Source organism: Micromonospora sp. HM134 (assembly GCF_007833915.1).
In the GTDB taxonomy this organism is placed as follows: Bacteria; Actinomycetota; Actinomycetes; order Mycobacteriales; family Micromonosporaceae; genus Micromonospora; species Micromonospora wenchangensis.
The window spans coordinates 1,970,090-1,984,306 of the sequence record NZ_CP041061.1 but is presented as its reverse complement, the minus strand read 5'-3'; the positions used below and the strand labels follow the sequence as shown (position 1 = coordinate 1,984,306).

14 protein-coding genes are annotated in these 14,217 nt (G+C 74.9%); 8 read left to right on the top strand and 6 right to left on the bottom strand.

Annotated features, from left to right (window positions below; translation table 11 throughout):
- Positions 1-63: 63 nt before the first annotated feature.
- A complete protein-coding gene (locus FJK98_RS09130; protein ID WP_145918626.1) occupies positions 64-840 on the bottom strand; it encodes a glucose 1-dehydrogenase in 777 nt (258 codons plus the stop codon).
- Positions 841-1,008: 168 nt separating this feature from the next.
- Here FJK98_RS09130 and FJK98_RS09125 point away from each other — a divergent pair, with 168 nt between their 5' ends.
- The 4 genes from FJK98_RS09125 to FJK98_RS09110 all read left to right on the top strand — a co-directional run bounded on the left by FJK98_RS09125 (position 1,009) and on the right by FJK98_RS09110 (position 3,385).
- On the top strand, positions 1,009-1,923 hold the full coding sequence (locus FJK98_RS09125; protein WP_145918625.1) for an AraC family transcriptional regulator: 915 nt from the start codon (positions 1,009-1,011) through the stop codon (positions 1,921-1,923).
- A gap of 7 nt (positions 1,924-1,930) precedes the next feature.
- On the top strand, positions 1,931-2,386 hold the full coding sequence (locus FJK98_RS09120; protein ID WP_088642227.1) for an Rrf2 family transcriptional regulator: 456 nt from the start codon (positions 1,931-1,933) through the stop codon (positions 2,384-2,386).
- 161 nt (positions 2,387-2,547) lie between these two features.
- On the top strand, positions 2,548-2,727 hold the full coding sequence (locus FJK98_RS09115; RefSeq protein WP_007075522.1) for a DUF4236 domain-containing protein: 180 nt from the start codon (positions 2,548-2,550) through the stop codon (positions 2,725-2,727).
- Between the two features lie 127 nt (positions 2,728-2,854).
- Positions 2,855-3,385, top strand: coding sequence for a potassium channel family protein (locus FJK98_RS09110; protein WP_145918624.1), 531 nt, complete (start codon positions 2,855-2,857; stop codon positions 3,383-3,385).
- On the opposite strand, the gene FJK98_RS09105 is transcribed toward FJK98_RS09110, so the two are convergent.
- Together FJK98_RS09105 and FJK98_RS09100 are read right to left on the bottom strand one after the other, a co-directional pair.
- Positions 3,345-4,253, bottom strand: coding sequence for a hypothetical protein (locus FJK98_RS09105; RefSeq protein ID WP_145918623.1), 909 nt, complete (start codon positions 4,251-4,253; stop codon positions 3,345-3,347). The two genes, FJK98_RS09110 and FJK98_RS09105, sit on opposite strands and share 41 nt — an antisense overlap.
- Before the next feature lie 24 nt (positions 4,254-4,277).
- Positions 4,278-4,799: a VOC family protein gene (locus FJK98_RS09100; RefSeq protein WP_145918622.1), complete on the bottom strand. Its 522-nt coding sequence runs from the start codon at positions 4,797-4,799 to the stop codon at positions 4,278-4,280.
- Between the two features lie 50 nt (positions 4,800-4,849).
- Between FJK98_RS09100 and FJK98_RS09095 the strand changes: the two genes are divergently transcribed.
- Complete coding sequence (locus FJK98_RS09095) at positions 4,850-5,311, top strand: MarR family winged helix-turn-helix transcriptional regulator (protein ID WP_145922655.1); 462 nt, start codon at positions 4,850-4,852, stop codon at positions 5,309-5,311.
- Between the two features lie 57 nt (positions 5,312-5,368).
- A complete protein-coding gene (locus FJK98_RS09090; protein WP_205789408.1) occupies positions 5,369-7,378 on the top strand; it encodes a tetratricopeptide repeat protein in 2,010 nt (669 codons plus the stop codon).
- Positions 7,379-7,630: 252 nt separating this feature from the next.
- On the opposite strand, the gene FJK98_RS09085 is transcribed toward FJK98_RS09090, so the two are convergent.
- Positions 7,631-9,040 carry a HAMP domain-containing sensor histidine kinase gene (locus FJK98_RS09085; RefSeq protein ID WP_145922654.1) on the bottom strand — a complete coding sequence of 470 codons (1,410 nt, stop codon included), beginning with the start codon at positions 9,038-9,040 and terminating at the stop codon, positions 7,631-7,633.
- 41 nt (positions 9,041-9,081) lie between these two features.
- On the bottom strand, positions 9,082-9,738 hold the full coding sequence (locus FJK98_RS09080; RefSeq protein ID WP_145922653.1) for a response regulator transcription factor: 657 nt from the start codon (positions 9,736-9,738) through the stop codon (positions 9,082-9,084).
- Positions 9,739-9,833: 95 nt separating this feature from the next.
- Here FJK98_RS09080 and FJK98_RS09075 point away from each other — a divergent pair, with 95 nt between their 5' ends.
- Entirely contained in the window at positions 9,834-10,988 is a 1,155-nt protein-coding gene (locus FJK98_RS09075; protein WP_145918621.1) for a sigma-E factor regulatory protein RseB domain-containing protein, read from the top strand.
- A 181-nt stretch (positions 10,989-11,169) separates the two neighbouring features.
- Positions 11,170-13,530, top strand: coding sequence for an ATP-binding domain-containing protein (locus tag FJK98_RS09070; RefSeq protein WP_145918620.1), 2,361 nt, complete (start codon positions 11,170-11,172; stop codon positions 13,528-13,530).
- Positions 13,531-13,612: 82 nt separating this feature from the next.
- On the opposite strand, the gene FJK98_RS09065 is transcribed toward FJK98_RS09070, so the two are convergent.
- Entirely contained in the window at positions 13,613-14,020 is a 408-nt protein-coding gene (locus FJK98_RS09065; protein ID WP_145918619.1) for a hypothetical protein, read from the bottom strand.
- Positions 14,021-14,217: the final 197 nt, after the last annotated feature.

Below are 14,217 nucleotides of genomic sequence, written 5' to 3'. Positions count from 1 at the left end.
GGAGCCGCGCGGATCTGCCGAGTCCGCGCGGCTCCGGCCGTCCACCGCCCGTCGGTACGCCGGTCAGCCGTGCGTGGTGATGCCCCCGTCCACCGGGATCACCGCCCCGGTCAGGTATGCCCCAGCCCGCGACGACAGGTAGATCGCCGCGCCGGCCATGTCGTCGGGGCGGCCGATCCGGCCGAGCGGCACCTGCTGCGTGATCGCCGCCCGGGTCGCGGGGTCGTCCAGGGCGAAGGCCATCATCTTGCTCTCGAACGGGCCGGGGGCGATCGCGTTGACCGTGATCCGCTCGGCGGCGAGCTGATGGGCGAGACTGCGGGTGAGCATGTGCACGGCGGCCTTGGTGGCCGAGTACGCGTACACCTCCATCGCCGGCACCCGGAGCCCGTCGATCGAGCCGATGTTGATCACGCGGGCCGGGTCGTCGTCGGAGGCCGCCGCCCGCAGGGCCGGCAGCAGCGCGGTGGTGAGCCGGAACACCGCCTTCACGTTGACCGCCCAGAGCTTGTCGAACGCGCTGCCCGGGTACGACTCCAGCGGCGCGCCCCACGTCGCCCCCGCGTTGTTCACCAGCACGTCGAGCCGGTCGTACCGCTCGCGGACGGCGGCGGCGAGGGCGTCGGCGCCCGCGTCGTCGCCGAGGTCGGCGGGGATCGCCTCGCACCGCCCCTCGGCGGACAGTTCCTTGGCCACCGCCTCGCACACGTCGGCCTTGCGCGACGAGATGACCACCGTGGCCCCGGCCCGGACGAAGCCCCGGGCGATCATCAGCCCGATCCCCCGGGAGCCGCCGGTGACCAGGACCGTCTTGCCGTCGACCGAGAACAGATCCGTCATGAGCACCCCATCGCACGTCGCGGTCCTTACCGATCGGTAACGTAGCCCGGCCCCGGCAGCCGGACAACCCCACCGGGGTCGACCCCGGCAGCTCCCGTCCACCGCGAGCGCGACAGAGTCCCGTCGCCGGGATGCGACCTCGGCCGTCCCCGGTTACGGTCGAAGACGATGGTCCCTTCCGGTCAGCTCTCCCCGGCAACCCGTCCCGACCTGCCCCGCCCCGAGATCGACATCCTGGAGCTGGGCGACCTCGTACCCGGCACGGGCGCGCCCCGGCCGGTCCTGCTCGACGACGATCTGCTCGTCCTGGTCACCGGCGGGCACGGCCTCGTCGAGCTGGACTTCCGGGCGCTGCCTTGCCGCCCCGGCACCCTGCTGCGGGCCGCCCCCGGCCAGGTGCTGCGCTGCCCCGCGCGGCTCGACGCCGTCGTGCTCCGCTGGCACGCCGACGCGCTGCGCGGCCTGGACGTCGACCCCGACGCCGTGCCGCAGCACCACCAGCTCACCGGCCCGGACGAGGACGCCGTCATCAACGAGGTCTCCCAGCTGGTGGTGGACCACCGCCGGCACCGCGCCGACCCGGCCGCGCACGCCCTGCTCCGGCACCAGCTCGCGGTGCTGCTGATCCGGCTCGCCCTGCTGCCCGGCGTCCGCACCTCCGGCAGGACGCCCGACGACACCGACCCGCAGCGGACCGAGACGGCCACGTTCCGCCGGTTCTGCCGGGAGGTGGAGGCGGGGTACCCGTACACCAGGCGGGTGGAGGACTACGCGGCCCGGCTGGGCTGCTCGGTGCGTACCCTGACCCGGGCCTGTCTGGCGGTGACCGGGCGCAGCGCCAAGCAGGTGGTCGACGAGCGGGTCGCGCTCCAGGCCCGCCGGCTGCTCGCCGCCACCGACGAGCCGGTGGCCCGGATCGGTCGGCAGCTCGGCTTTCCCGAACCGACGAACTTCGGCCGGTTCTTCACCCGCGAGGTGGGGGTGAGTCCGGGGGCGTTCCGGGCCGCCCGGGACCGTCAGTCGTCGCGGATCGTCCGACCACGGCGACCCGCTGACCCCGCTGACCCCGACGGACGGGCATGATGGCAGGGTGCAGATCTCCGCGCGCGGCGACTATGCGGTCCGAGCGGCCCTGAGCCTGGCCACCGCCTACCCCTCCCTGCTCTCCACCCAGGCGATCGCCAGCGAGCAGGACATGCCGCGCAAGTTTCTCGAAGCGGTCCTGGCCGACCTGCGTCGGGCCGGCGTGGTCCGCGCGCAGCGCGGCGCCGAGGGGGGTTACACCCTGGCCCGGCCGCCGCGCGAGGTCACCGTCGGGGCGATCCTGCGCGCCGTCGAGGGCCCGTTGGCCGGGGTACGCGGGCTGCGCCCCGAGGAGACCCGGTACGAGGGCTCGGCGGAGAACCTCCCCCGGCTCTGGGTGGCGGTGCGTGCCGCCGTCCGGCAGGTGCTCGACGAGGTGAGTCTCGCCGAGGTGGTCAGCGGGCGGCTCCCGGCGCACGTCCGCAAGCTGACCACCCTGCCCGACGCCTGGGAGCCGCGCTGACGGTCGCGCCACCGGTCGGTACGCCGACCCGTCCCGCCGCACCCGCCCGCCGTGGTCGACACCGTCCAGCCTGGACCCGACCAGGTTTCGGTTTTCGTGAATGCGGGCATCTACCGGGCCGAGACGGCAACGACGACAGGGAACGCGAAGGGAGCGCCACGATGGGTCTGATGTTCCGTAAGCGCAAGAAGTACGGGCCGATCATCCTGAACTTCACCGAGAACGGCTTCTCGTCGTGGAGCATCAAGATCGGTCGTTGGTCGTGGAACTCCCGGGCCAAGGCGCACCGGGTCGACCTGCCGGGCCCGCTGTCCTGGAAGCAGGACAAGTCCCGGGCGTGACGCCCTTCCGCGAACGGGGTGCCGGTGGTCCACCGGTGCCCCGTTCGCCGTCTGCGTGTCCGGTCCGCCTCCGGCCAGGTTCGGCATTCGCCGGATCGGGGCGGCGAGCACGGCGCAGAATCGCCGCATGGCCAGCGACGACGGGAGCTACGCGCGGATTCGACGGCACACCCTGGCGGCCTGCTGCCTGCTGGTGGTCAGCTTCTTCCTGATCCCGTTGGAGCCCGATCCGAACGGGGTGCGGCTGACCCTGCGGGCGGTGGGCACCCTGGTGCTGATCGGGGTGGTCACCGTCCTGGTAACCCGCCAGGTGAGCCGTCAGCTCGGGGCCGGCACCCCGGTCGGTGACGACGAGGTCAAGTCGTTGAGCCGGCTGGTGGTGGCGCTGGTCGCCGGGCTGCTCGCGTTCGCGGTGGCCGACTACGTGGTGGCCGCGAGCGGGCCCGAGCAGTTCTCCGGGCTGCGTACCCGGTTGGACGCGCTCTACTTCGCCCTGGCCACCCTCACCACGATCGGCTACGGCGACGTGCACCCCGAGGGGCAGCTCGCCAAGGCGGTCGTCTGCGTGCAGATGCTGTTCAGCATCGGCGTCATCGCCACCGGGGCGTCCATCGTGGTCAAACGGTTGACCGCCCGGCCGGGGCGGGGCCGGCGCTGATCAGCACGTCCCCGCCGAGCCGCCCGTGTTCCGGGTCCCGGGTGACCGCGCCACCGTCCACCAGTTCGGCGAGTGCGCGTCCGGCGTCCCCGGCCCGGTAGGCGGTCGCGGTCAGCGTGTGCCGGCGCAGCTCGGTCACCGTACGCGGGCCGTGGCGGGTCAGCTCGGCCAGCAGCGCGTCGCGCAGCGGACCGGTCGGCGGGTCCGCCCCCACGTCGAGCAGACCACCGGCCGGGTCCCGGTAGCGGACGGCGGCATCGACTCCGGCGGTCGCGTTCGTGGTGGCCCAGAGTGCCTCCTTGAACGCCTCCAGGCTCTTGTCCAGCCCGGTGCCGAACGCGACCAGCCGGGCCGGTGTCCCGTCGGTGGGGACCAGCTCGACCTCGGTGACCAGGGGGAACCCGGCGGCGGTCAGGGCCGGCCGCAGGGTGGGGGTGGTGGAGGTCAGCAGCACCTCGGCCGGTCGGCCGGTCGCCGTGGCGGCCAGCAGCGCCGGCTCCGGTGCCGCGCCGTCGACCAGGGTGAGCAGTGGCGCGCCGGCCGCGCCGGCCGCCTTCAGCACCACCGGCAGCCGGCCGGGGTCGCCGGGCACCACGTGCACGGCCACGTCGCCGGGCAGGCCGGCCTCGACGACACCGAGCCGGGCGGGCAGTTCGGGGCCGCCGTCGGCGAGCACCAGCACGGTGAGCCGGCGGCCCCGGAGCCGGTCGGCGAAACCGGCCACCACCCGCAGGGCCGCCTCGGCGGTGCCCGGGTCACCGGCGTACGCCAGCGCGAGGGTGGCCCGCCGGGAGCGGTGCAGGGCCCCCGGCAGCCAGTGGTCGAGCTGACGGACGAGCAGTCCGCCCAGGACGGCGTCGATCGACATCCTGTCGTTCTACCGTACGGCCGTTCAGGCCGGGACGGAGATCCCCACCCCGCCCCGGGTCTGCCCGCCGTAGCGGGCCCGCTCGCGGTCGAGGTCGAGCCGGCCGATCCGCTTGCGGGCGGCGAGGGCGTCCTCGTCGAGCAGGTCGGCCGGGACGATCCAGACGATCTCGAACTCCAGCCCGTCGGGGTCGCGGCCGTAGAGGCTCTTGGTGGTGCCGTGGTCGGAGGTGCCGACCAGGGCGTCGGCGGCGGCCAGCCGCTGCGCGGTGACGGCCAGCTCGTCGAGGGTGTCCAGTTCCCAGGCCAGGTGGTAGAGGCCGACGGTGGCCCGGCCGGCCTGGGAGCGGCCGGCGGTCGCGCCGATCTCGAACAGGCCGAGGTCGTGGTCGTTGGTCGAGTCGGGGGCCTGGAGGAAGGCCGCGCCCCGGAACCCGTCCGGGGTCATCGGCACCGGGCGGAAGCCCAGCACGTCGCGGTAGAAGTCGATGCTGCGACGCAGGTCGGAGACGTAGAGCACGGCGTGGTTGAGGCGATGGATTCCCATGTCCACCACGCTAGCGCGGTTTTGTTGAGCGTTCAACTATTCCGGCTATGATGGTGGCCATGACCCGCTGGCTGGACCCCGACGAGCAGCAGACCTGGCGTGCCTTCCTGGCCGCCTCCCGGGCGCTGACCGACACCCTCGACCGCGAGCTGCAACGCGACGCCGGGATGCCGCACGCCTACTACGAGATCCTGGTGCGGCTCTCCGAGGTCCCCGACCGGCGGCTGCGGATGAGCGAACTGGCCGACCTCACCGGCTCCTCGCGCAGCCGGCTGTCGCACGCTGTGGCCCGGCTGGAGACCGCCGGCTGGGTCCGCCGCGAGGACTGCCCCACCGACCGGCGCGGGCAGGTCGCCGTACTCACCGACGCCGGCTTCGCGGCCCTCGCCGCCGCCGCGCCCGGCCATGTCGAGGGGGTACGCCGGCACCTGTTCGACGCGCTCAGCCCCGCCCAGGTCGACCAGTTGCGCCGGATCAGCGAGACGCTGGTCGCCCACCTGACCGGTTCTTGACCAAGTTGCCGACCGGCAAGGGTTGTACTAACCGTTGCCGGCCAAGCACGATGGGGCGTGTCTTCCGGCTTCGGTGAACTGACCCTCCAGGCGCAGCACCTGGTGTCCGCCGGCGACCTGGCCGGTGCCCAGCGACTGCTGGCCGACGCGCTGACTGACGCGGACCCCCGCCCCGACCACGCCTCCCCCGAGCTGGCCGAGGCCGCCGGCCTCCAGGCCCGACTGCTGGTCACCCTCGGTGAACCGCACTCCGCGCGCGGCTGGGCCGCCTTCGCGTACGCGGCGTCGAGCCGGTTGTACGGCATCTCCGACCAGCGGACGATCTCGGCGGCGGCCACCCTGGCGGCGGTCCTGCACCGGGTCGGCAGCGACGCCCGCGCCGCCCGGCTCTACTCCGAGGTGATCCTGGAGCTGACCGCCCACGACGGTCCCGAGTCGCTGCGGGTGCTCGCCGCGCACGCCGACCTGGCCACCGTGGAGTACGCCCGGGGCCAGTGCTCCCAGGCCCGCGAACGTCTCCAGGACGCCTGGGAACTGCACCGCGAGGTGTACGGCGACGGCCACGCCAGCGGCATCAAGATGCTCGCCCGGCTCGGTGCCATGCAACGCGACTGCGGCCGGTTCGACGAGGCGCACGACAACCTCGCCCTCGCCCGCGAGCTGGCCCGACAGCACCTCGCCGCCGACGACCCGCTCGCCCGTCAGGTGGCGGCCCTGGCCCGCGCCGCCGCCGACCCGGACCACGTCTGCGACGACGAGCCCACCCCCGAGCGCGGTACGCCGGTGGTGCCGGCCGCCCGTACCCCGCCGCCCGCCGAGGGGCCGCCCGACCTGCCGGCCTGGTCGGCCGGCCCGGTGCCACCCGACGATCCGTACCCGCCGACGGTGCCCGGCCAGCGGATGCCCGCCGACGACACCGGCTACCCACCGGACGCCGGCCGCCCCGGCCCCGCCGACCGCTTCGGTCCACCCGACCGGTTCGATGCCCCCGACCGGTTCGGCGCGGCCGGCCCCGCGGCAGGTGGTGGATACTCCGCTCCCGCCGACAGCGGCTACGGCCCCTGGGACGGTCAGCCCGGCGGGGACGGCTACCGGGCCGGCGACGGCCCGGGCGATGCCGGCTACCGGGATGACACCGGCTACCCGGGCGGCAGCGGCTACCCGACCTCCGGTCACCCAACCTCCGGTCACCCGGTCTCCGATTACCCGGCACCGGGCCACCCGGCCGGGTCGGCCTATCCGGCGGGCGCGGGTCATCCAGCCCGGCCGGGTCATCCGCCCGGGCCCGGCTATCCGCCCGAGCCGGGTTATCCAGCCGAGCCGGGTCATGTCGGCGGACCCGGCCATCCCAGTGGGTCCGGCCATTCCGGTGGGCCGGGCTATCCGGCAGGGTCGGGGCGGATCGACGACGACGGACACTGGCCGCCCGAGCCGGCCACTGCCGGAGCGCCCGGGTCCACGACCGGCGGGTGGCGGGACGTCCCCTATGCCCCGCCGCTGTCACAGAGCCGCCGGGACGAGGAGGCGGCCGGGGTACGCCGGGTCACGCCGGCCGAGCCGCCGGTGGACCCGTCGCGGTTGCTGCCCGTGCTGGTGCCGCGCCGGCACGCCCCGCCCCCGCGCCGCCCGGGTGCCGTGCCGCTGGTGGCCGCCGGGGTCGCCGTGGTGCTGCTGGGCGCGGTCGCGGTGATCGCCGGGGTGTCCCAGGTGGGGGGCTCCGACGCGCCACCGCCCGCCGCGCCGAGCGAAGCCGCCCCGACCGCCACCACGCCGAACGCCGGCCCACCCGCCTCGCCGGGCACCCCACCGGGGCGGGTGACGTTGCGCGACCGACCCGACGGCATCACCCTGACCTGGACGTACCCGGCCGGCAGCGAGGGCCCGGTGGTGCTCTCCGCCGCCCAAGCCGGCCAGGACCCGCGCCCCTTCCAGACCCTCCCACCCGGCACCGACAACTTCGTCGTGCACGGCCTGGACCGCACCACCAACTACTGCTTCACCGTCGCCGTCGTCTGGTCCACCGACGTGGTGGCCCGAGCCAAACGCGTCTGCACCACCCGCCGCTGACCCACCCGACGCCCACCCCCGCCCCGCCCGTCCGCCCCCGCCCCGCCCGTCCCCCGCCCCGCCCGTGTTGATCAAGAGGTTTACGTCACCCCCAGCAAGATTCCTGACGCAAACCTCTTGATCACCGCCTCATCCGCCCCGCCCGGTCGGGCGATCAAGAGGTTTGCGTCAGCCGAGGTGGGTTGGGGTGACGCAAACCTCTTGATCGACTCGGGCAGGCGGGGGCCACCGGCGCGGAGTGTGGAGGGCGGATCAGTCGGGGTCGGGGAGGACGGGTAGGTGGAGCCGGACGGTCAGGCCGGGGTGGGCGTCGTCGAGGGCGATGGTGCCGCCGCCCCGGCGTACCAGCTCGCGCACGATGGCCAGGCCGAGTCCCGCGCCGCCCGCGTCCCGGGCGCGCCCCTCGTCCAGCCGGGCGAACCGGCGGAACACCCGCTCCCGGTCCGCGACCGGGATTCCCGGCCCGTCGTCGGTCACCGTCACCAGGTGGTACGCCCCGTCGGCCGCCGGTTCGACCGCCAGCACCACCCGGGTACGCGCGTGCCGGACGGCGTTGTCGACGAGGTTCCCCAGTACCCGCCGCAGTTCGTCGGGGACACCGACGGTCCACGCCGGACCCGCCGCCGCGATGACGGTGACCTCCGACGCCACAGCCGGACCCGCCCCGACGACGGTGACCTCCGGCGACACAGCCGGACCTGCGGCGACGGGGTCGGGCCAGCGGGCGGCGACCTCGGTGAGCAGAGCGCCCAGCTCCACCGGCTCCGCCGCGCGGAGGTGGTCGGCCTGCTGTGCCGGTTGCTCGTCGAGTCGGGCGAGCAGGAGCAGGTCGTCGACGAGCCGGCCCAGCCGTTCGGTGTCGGTGAGCAGGTCGGCGGCGACGGCCGGCCAGTCGGTGCGGTCACCGAGGCGCTGGGCCACCTCCAGTTCGGTACGCATGTTCGTCAACGGGCTGCGCAGTTCGTGTGCCGCGTCGGCGAGGAACGACCGTTGTCGGGCGCGGGCCGCCGCCAACCGGTCCAGCATGTCGTTGAGGGTGACCGCCAGCCGGTGGATCTCGTCCTGGGAGGCGGGTACGGGCAGCCGGCCGGCCGCGTCCCGCCCGGTGATCTCGGCCGCCCCGCTACGCAGCGCCTCGACCGGGCGCAGGGTGGCCCCGACCACCCGCCAGGCGACCACCGCGAGCAGCCCCACCAGCAGCGGGAAGGCGACCAGCAGCACAGTACGGGCGGCCTGCGTGGCGTGCCGGACGTCCACGGTGGAGCGGCCCACCAGCACGGTCACCGGCTCCCCCGCCGACCGGGCGGGTACCGCCACGACGCGTACCGGCCCCTCCCAGCCGAGCCGTTGGCCGGGCACGACCGTGCGCTGCCGGCCGGTGCCGCTGAGCTGGTCGGGGCGGACCATCGGCACCAGCCGGTCGGCGTCGATGGAGGCGGCCCTGATCCGCCCGGCGGAGTCGACCACCTGCACCCGTAGCTGCCCGCCGGCCACCGGCAGCGGATCGGGCAGGGCGTCCTCGCCGGCCAGCCGGGCGACCGCGTCGGCGGTGCGGAACGCCTCCTCGTCGACGGTGCGTTGCAGCGTCCAGCCGAGCGCCACCAGCAGCACCACCCCGCCCAGGGCCAACCCGACCGAGAGGCCCGCCACGCCGAGCACCATCAGCCGGGCGCGCAGCCCGAGCGCCGACCAGCGCAGCCGGCTCACGGGATCAGCCGGTAGCCGGCGCCCCGGACGGTCTCCAACCGGTCCCGGCCGATCTTGCGGCGCAGATAGCCGACGTACACCTCGACCGCGTTCGGGGCGGTCCGCAGGCTGGCGTCCCAGACGTGGTCGAGCAGTTCGGTCTTGGAGATCACCTCGCCGGGGCGGCGGATCAGGTACTCCAGCAGCGCGAACTCCCGGGCGGTGAGCACCACCTCGGCGTCGGCGCGGGTGACCCGCCGGCGGGCCGGGTCCAGCCGCAGGTCCCCGACGGCGAGCACGGTGGGCCGTTCCGGGGCGCCCCGGCGCAGCAGCGCCCGCAGCCGGGCCACCAGCACCACGTACGAGAAGGGTTTGGTCAGATAGTCGTCGGCCCCGCAGTCCAGCCCGTCGGCCTGGTCGTACTCGCCGTCCTTGGCGGAGAGCATCAGCACCGGCAGCCAGTGCTCGTCGGCGCGCAGCCGGCGGACCACCTCGTAGCCGGACAGGCCGGGAAGCATCACGTCGAGGATCATCGCGTCGTATCCGCCGTGCCGGGCGGCGTCCAGCCCGGCCGGGCCGGTGCCGGCCGTGTCCACCACGAACCCCTCGGCTGTGAGGCCACGCTGCAACGCCGCCGCCAGCCGGGCCTCGTCCTCCACCACCAGCACCCGCATCATCCCAGCGTGCCACCCCGACGCGACCGACCGGGACGCCGTCCTCAGCGGGCTCACAGCAGCGAACCGGCAGGATGGTCGCAGGAGGTGCGCTCATGTCCGTACTGAAGAACCGTTCCACCCTGCGGTGGCTGGTGCCGCTGGCCGCCGCGGTCACCGTCGTCGGTGGGGGTGCCGCGATCGGCACGTTCGCCGCGAACGCCGAGCCGGCCCTGCCGCCGCGCAGCGCCGCCCAACTCCTCGTCGACCTGCAGACCGCCCGGCTGGACGGGCTCTCCGGCACGGTGGTGCAGCGGGCCGACCTCGGGCTGCCGCCGCTGGCCGGACTGGCCGGTGGGGACGCCGCGCTGCTCACCGGCACGCACACCCTGCGGGTCTGGTACTCGGGGCCGGACCGGCAGCGGGTCGCGTTGCTCGACACCCTGGGCGAGCGGGACGTCATCCGTTCCGGCCGGGACGTGTGGGCCTGGGACAGCAAGGCCAACACGGCGACGCACCGGACGCTGCCGGAGTCGACCGGGCGGGCGGCGGAGGGCGCGTTGCCGGTCACCCCGAAGGACGCCGCCGAGCGGGCGTTGGCCGCCGTCGACCCGAGCACGCTGGTGACCACCGGCCGGACGGCCACGGTCGCCGGACGGGACGCGTACGAGCTGGTGCTCACCCCGCGTGACGAGGCGTCCCTGGTGCACCAGGTGCGGATCGCCATCGACGCGACGGAGCACGTGCCGCTGCGGTTCGAGGTGCTCGCCGACGGTGCCGACCGGCCGGCGTTCGAGATGGCCTTCACCCAGGTCGACTACCGCCGGCCGGACGCCGACCAGTTCACCTTCAACCCGCCGCCCGGGGTGAAGGTGACCGAGGCGACCGGCGACCTCCCGGAGGCGGAGGCCGCAGCCGGGGCGAAGGTCGACGCGCACCGGAAGGCCGGGACCGCAGCGAAGCCCGGGGCGGGCGACGACGCCGGTCTGCGTACCGTCGGGACGGGCTGGACCACCGTGCTGGTGACGCGGACGGACGAGGCGGACGAGGCGCGCAAGCCGGACGGCGGCGCGGCGAAGCCCGGCCCGGCCGACGGCCCCGGCGCGGCGCAGGCCCTCGACCTGCTCAACGGGTTGCCGAAGGTCAGCGGGGACTGGGGCAGCGGCCGGCTGTTCGCCGGGAAGCTGTTCAGCGTGCTGCTCACCGACGACGGGCGGGTGCTCGCCGGGTTGGTGACGCCGGAGCGGCTGTACCAGGCCGCGCGGGGCTGATCCCGCACCTCACGACCCTCGGGGGTCCGGGCCGGCGTGAGCCGGCGCGGGCCCCCGTCGCCGTGTCCGGCGCAGGGTGCGGGCCGGGTCCGGCGTGGGGTGCAGGCTTGGTGGGGGCCGCCGCAGGCGGTATCTTGAACAGTTCCCGAAATGCAAAAAGGAATGACTCAAGAGCCATTCCATGCGTGATTCTAAGCGACGAGGAGACGGCTTGTCAACGCACCCGGACGAGCTGCGACAACACGACGACGAGATCGGCCGCGAGCAGGAGTACGTGTCGATGCTCTACGGCCGGCTGGACGGCATGCGTGAGCAGGCCGCCCGACGGCTCACCGACGAGCTGCGCGCCGGTGGCGGCGGCACCCAGCAGGACCGCTCCCAACGCGACAGCGCCGTCCAGATGTACGCCGACCAGGTCGAGCAGTTCTCGGCGGTCGAGCAGGGGCTGGCCTTCGGCCGGCTCGACGGGGCCGACGGCAGCCGGCACTACATCGGCCGGATCGGCATCTTCGACACCGACGGCGACTACCACCCGCTGCTGATGGACTGGCGTGCCCCCGCCGCCCGGCCGTTCTACCTCGCCACCGCCGCCAACCCGCAGGGCATCCGGATGCGGCGGCACCTGCGCACCCGGGAGCGGAAGGTCACCGGCCTCAACGACGAGGTGCTGGACATCGCGACCGCCTCCCCCACCGGTCACGAGGAACTGACCGGTGAGGCGTCGCTGCTCGCCGCGCTCGGTGCCGGCCGGACCGGCCGGATGCGGGACATCGTGGAGACCATCCAGGCCGAGCAGGACCGGATCATCCGGGCCGACCTGCCCGGGGTGCTGGTCGTGCAGGGCGGTCCCGGCACCGGAAAGACGGCCGTCGCGCTGCACCGCGCCGCGTACCTGCTCTACACCCACCGGCAGCAGCTCTCCACCCGGGGTGTGCTGCTGGTCGGCCCGAACGCGACGTTCCTGCGGTACATCTCGCAGGTGCTGCCGGCGCTTGCCGAGACGGGTGTGCTGCTCAGCACCCCCGGCGACCTGTTCCCCGGGGTCAGTGCCCGGCGCGCCGAACCGGCCCGGACCGCCGCCCTCAAGGGACGGGCGGTGCTGGCCGAGGTGCTCGCCGCCGCCGTCCGGGACCGGCAGTGGGTGCCGGACGAGCCGATCGAGATCGAACTGCCCCAGCGCGAGGTGCTCCGGCTGGACCCGGAGACGGTACGCGAGGCCCGCGACCGGGTCCGGCGTACCGAGCGTCCGCACAACCTGGCCCGCGCCCTGTTCGACATCGAGATCGTGCACGCTCTCGCCGAGCAGGTGGCCGAGCGGATCGGGGCGGACCCGCTCGGCGGGGAGAACCTGCTGGAGGAGGCGGACCGGGCCGAGATCCGTCGGGAGCTGCGCGAGGAACCGGAGATCACCGCCGTCCTGGACGAGCTGTGGCCGGTGCTCACCCCGCAACGGCTGCTCGCCGACCTGTACGCCGCGCCGGAGCGGATCGCCGCCGCCGCGCCGATGCTCACCGACGACGAGCGGGCCCTGCTGTACCGCCCGGCCGGCGGTGGCTGGACGCCGGCCGACGTGCCGCTGCTCGACGAGGCCGCGGAGCTGCTCGGCGAGGACGAGCGGGCCGCCGCCGCCCGCCGGGAACGCGTCCGGTCCTTCCAACGCGAGTACGCCGAGGGCGTGCTGGAGATCGCCCGGGGTTCCCGCTCGATCGACGTGGAGGACGAGGCCGACGGTGGTGAGATCCTCGGCGTCACCGACCTGATCGACGCCGACCGGCTGCTGGAACGGCAGGAGGAGGCCGACCGGCTGACCACCGCGCAGCGGGCCGCCGCCGACCGACGCTGGGCGTTCGGGCACGTCATCGTGGACGAGGCGCAGGAGTTGACGCCGATGGCCTGGCGGTTGCTGATGCGCCGGTGCCCGAGCCGGTCGATGACGATCGTCGGGGACGTGGCGCAGACCGGCGCGTTGGCCGGCACGCCGTCCTGGGCCGAGGCGCTGGAGCCGTACGTGGCGCGGCGGTGGCGGCTGGAGGAGCTGACCGTCAGCTACCGCACCCCGGCCGAGATCATGGCGGTGGCCGCCGAGGTGCTCGCCGGGATCGACCCGGAGCTGCGCCCACCCCGGTCGGTACGCCACAGCGGGGTGCCGCCGTGGGACCGGACGGTCGGGGCGGACCGGCTGGACGCGGAACTGGTCGCCGCGGCCCGCGCGGAGGCCGCCGAGCTGGCCGACGGCGACGCGGACGGCCGCCCCGGCGACGGCGGGGGGCGGCTCGGGGTGATCGTGCCGGCCGGGCGGGCCGACGAGTTGGCGGGCGTCCTGCTGGCCGCGTTGCCGGAGGCGGCCGTCGGCGAGCAGCCCGAGTTGGAGAGCCGGGTGGTGCTGCTGACCGTCGGCCAGGCCAAGGGGCTGGAGTTCGACTCGGTGCTGGTGGTGGACCCGGACGGGATCGTCGCCGAGTCACCCCGGGGGCGCAGCGACCTGTACGTCGCGCTGACCCGCGCCACCCGACGTCTGGGCGTGCTGCGCCCCGCCGGCTGACCGTCCGACCCGGTCCCGCCCGGCGGCGACACACCACCGCCGGGCGGGACACGTCCGCCCGGCGGTGGCCGGGCGGGCCGGTTCAGTCGTCGGAGAAGTCGCCGATCTCGACGGCGCTGGCGGACTGGTCGCTGACCGGGCCGCCGGTCGGGGTGCTCAGGCCGCCGGTGGTGGCGTCGCCGGTGGTGGTCGGGGCCACCGTGCCCGGGTGCCGTTCGGGCTGCCGGGCCACCCGTCGGACGCTGGCCGGCCCGGCCGTGCCTCCGGTGGTGGTCAGCGCGCCCTGACCCCGGGTGGGACCGCCGTCGCGCAGCACCTCCGGGTCGACCGGCACGTCGGCCACGTCGTCCGGGTCGTCCTCCTGCAGTGCCCGGGTCACGTCGATCTGGGGCACCGTCACCTCGTCGAGGGCTCCGGGACCGTACGCCCCGGCGGTGAGCCGTTCCTCGGCCTGACGGGTGGACTCCCGCATCCTGTCGTCGTCGCGCACGTTCCTCACCTCACAGGGTCTCGGCGGAACCCACTGCGTGCCCGGGGGCCGGACCACCAAACACCGCCGCCCGGGTCCGGCCCCGCCGGCGTACCACGGTCGGGGCACCGCGGCGCGGACCCGGCGGGCGGCGGATTTTCGGCCGGAGGCCGGTGTTACCTGCTCAGGGTCGGGGGGTAGACCCAGGGTGCCCCCGC

What these genes read in the sequence shown, in the direction of transcription:
- FJK98_RS09130 (WP_145918626.1), bottom strand. Translation starts at nt 840, where the DNA reads ATGACGGATCTGTTCTCGGTCGACGGCAAGACGGTCCTGGTCACCGGC.
- FJK98_RS09125 (WP_145918625.1), top strand. Translation starts at nt 1,009, where the DNA reads ATGGTCCCTTCCGGTCAGCTCTCCCCGGCAACCCGTCCCGACCTGCCC.
- FJK98_RS09115 (WP_007075522.1), top strand. Translation starts at nt 2,548, where the DNA reads ATGGGTCTGATGTTCCGTAAGCGCAAGAAGTACGGGCCGATCATCCTG.
- FJK98_RS09110 (WP_145918624.1), top strand. Translation starts at nt 2,855, where the DNA reads ATGGCCAGCGACGACGGGAGCTACGCGCGGATTCGACGGCACACCCTG.
- FJK98_RS09105 (WP_145918623.1), bottom strand. Translation starts at nt 4,253, where the DNA reads ATGTCGATCGACGCCGTCCTGGGCGGACTGCTCGTCCGTCAGCTCGAC.
- FJK98_RS09100 (WP_145918622.1), bottom strand. Translation starts at nt 4,799, where the DNA reads ATGGGAATCCATCGCCTCAACCACGCCGTGCTCTACGTCTCCGACCTG.
- FJK98_RS09095 (WP_145922655.1), top strand. Translation starts at nt 4,850, where the DNA reads ATGGTGGCCATGACCCGCTGGCTGGACCCCGACGAGCAGCAGACCTGG.
- FJK98_RS09085 (WP_145922654.1), bottom strand. Translation starts at nt 9,040, where the DNA reads ATGGTGCTCGGCGTGGCGGGCCTCTCGGTCGGGTTGGCCCTGGGCGGG.
- FJK98_RS09080 (WP_145922653.1), bottom strand. Translation starts at nt 9,738, where the DNA reads ATGCGGGTGCTGGTGGTGGAGGACGAGGCCCGGCTGGCGGCGGCGTTG.
- FJK98_RS09075 (WP_145918621.1), top strand. Translation starts at nt 9,834, where the DNA reads ATGTCCGTACTGAAGAACCGTTCCACCCTGCGGTGGCTGGTGCCGCTG.
- FJK98_RS09070 (WP_145918620.1), top strand. Translation starts at nt 11,170, where the DNA reads ATGCGTGATTCTAAGCGACGAGGAGACGGCTTGTCAACGCACCCGGAC.